General features: G+C 34.4%; 1 protein-coding gene. It reads right to left on the bottom strand.

The annotated features are described in order from the left end of the window. Positions 1-318 precede the first annotated feature (318 nt). Positions 319-1,755 carry an IS4 family transposase gene (locus K5S59_RS27350; RefSeq protein ID WP_001053964.1) on the bottom strand — a complete coding sequence of 479 codons (1,437 nt, stop codon included), beginning with the start codon at positions 1,753-1,755 and terminating at the stop codon, positions 319-321. Positions 1,756-1,845: the final 90 nt, after the last annotated feature.

Genomic DNA, 1,845 nt, shown 5'->3' with positions numbered 1-1,845 from the left:
TTTTTTTTCAAGCTGATTTTGTTATACGAATTCCTTAGATGTCTCCTGTTATAGAATCCTGTTGTATACCATATACATTTCTATCATGGTGCGGTTTTCGGGTTCTCGTTTGTTACTGGATTAGCAAAAAAACTGTATAAAATCTTGCATACTCCCAGCGTGGTTTTTTTCCGAAATGCTGGCGATACCCCATGCCCATCAACTTAAGAACGAAAACAAAATGAACTTTCGTTCAAACAAACTAAAAAACACGTAATGTACTTTTGGTATTGAAAAGTACACACACCAAATAAACTCTAACGAGTTTCATTTTAAAAATTATGCAGCTTTCTTTTGTTTTCCAAACCCATTATACTCATAGACAACACCCATAATATCAAAGATAGTTTTCTTCTCATATCGATGAGATTTCCGTCCATTCTTCTGTAGGAGGTCGAACAAACGGATTAAAATCTTTGTTAGATTTTGGGTGTTTCTCTGTATCGCTTGATATAACAGCGATACATGATCTTGAATCATCCCAATGGCTTTATATTCACTTAATTCTCTTTTGTTCTTTTGCAAAAGAAGTTTACGCATCTTAAACATCGTAGAAGAACAGATAAAGATGGCAATAAGTCTTCCATACACATGACATTCTAATCGCTCTTTTTTGATAGTTTGCCAATGATGAATTTGAAATAAGGATTTCCACGTTTTAAAAATAATTTCTATTTGCCAGCGAAGGGAGTAAAAGTCATGTATTTGTTCCATCGGAACAACTCCTTCAGGCGTATTTGAGACATATATGTTGATACCCGTTAATCGTTTACTCTTTTCTGAAAATGTAATACCCTTTTTACTTTCAGTGTAACTTTGTTTTTTTCTACGTTCCTGTATCTGTTTGTCTGTTAAACGATAGATAATTACACGTGTGAATAGTTTTTGATTCTTTCCAATGTAAGCTTCTTTTATTTCGTATGTTTGACCGGGTTTTAAATTGTTCATAATATGTTCTAAATCAACTTGGATATACTGTGATTGCTTTTTTACGGTTCCGTTTCGAAAGTATTCTGGAAACGGATTTTTTACATACACGGTATGGTTTAATTTTAATCTGGATATATAATAAGCACCTCGTTGATCCATTTGATCTAAGTCTTCTAATGAAAAATAACCTAAATCACGGATACATAAATCGCTTGGACGTAATGTGTCTAAGCATTCTGTTCCAAAGGTCTTATCATTATTTTTTCCTGGACCTATCTGAAAGTTTAGAAACTGTCCGCTATGTAAGTCATATTCTAATTGAATCTTGATACCCGCTGTTTGTGCACAACCACCTGATCCAGGATATACATGGGCTAAATGTTTTGGTACTTGGAAAATCGTCGCATCTAAAATACGAATTCGTTGAAAATACGTGAGCGCCGCGCTTGAAATGGCCGATGTTTCACAGATTTTACTTTTCCATAATGCCGAAAAAATATATTTCAAAAATTCAACCGCTTTTTTATCAAAGCGTTTATTGAGTCCTTCTGGACTCATAAGAGTGCCTGTGGCCGCATGTAATTGACTGCATAGTCGAACAAGCGAGTCACTCGCTGTACGTTGACTTACCCAAATACATATGGTAGCTAATTCATTTCCAGAAAACTTTCGTTTTCTTTTTACAAAACCTAATTCTTTTGCGAGTTCTTCCAAAAGAGAAGGGGTTAAATGACGATACAGTTCTTCAGAAAATAGTTGTAATTCATCTTGAATCGAAAGATTCATAAAAAATGTCACCCTTTCTAGCTAGCTTTTTAGAAAGAATAACGTTTTTTGTCACTTGGGGGTAGTGAAAATTCTTAAGTTGATGGGCAT

It is taken from the genome of Bacillus sp. BML-BC051 (genome assembly GCF_019656175.1).
In the GTDB taxonomy this organism is placed as follows: domain Bacteria; phylum Bacillota; class Bacilli; order Bacillales; family Bacillaceae_G; genus Bacillus_A; species Bacillus_A mobilis.
This window is presented reverse-complemented; position numbering and strand designations above follow the sequence as displayed.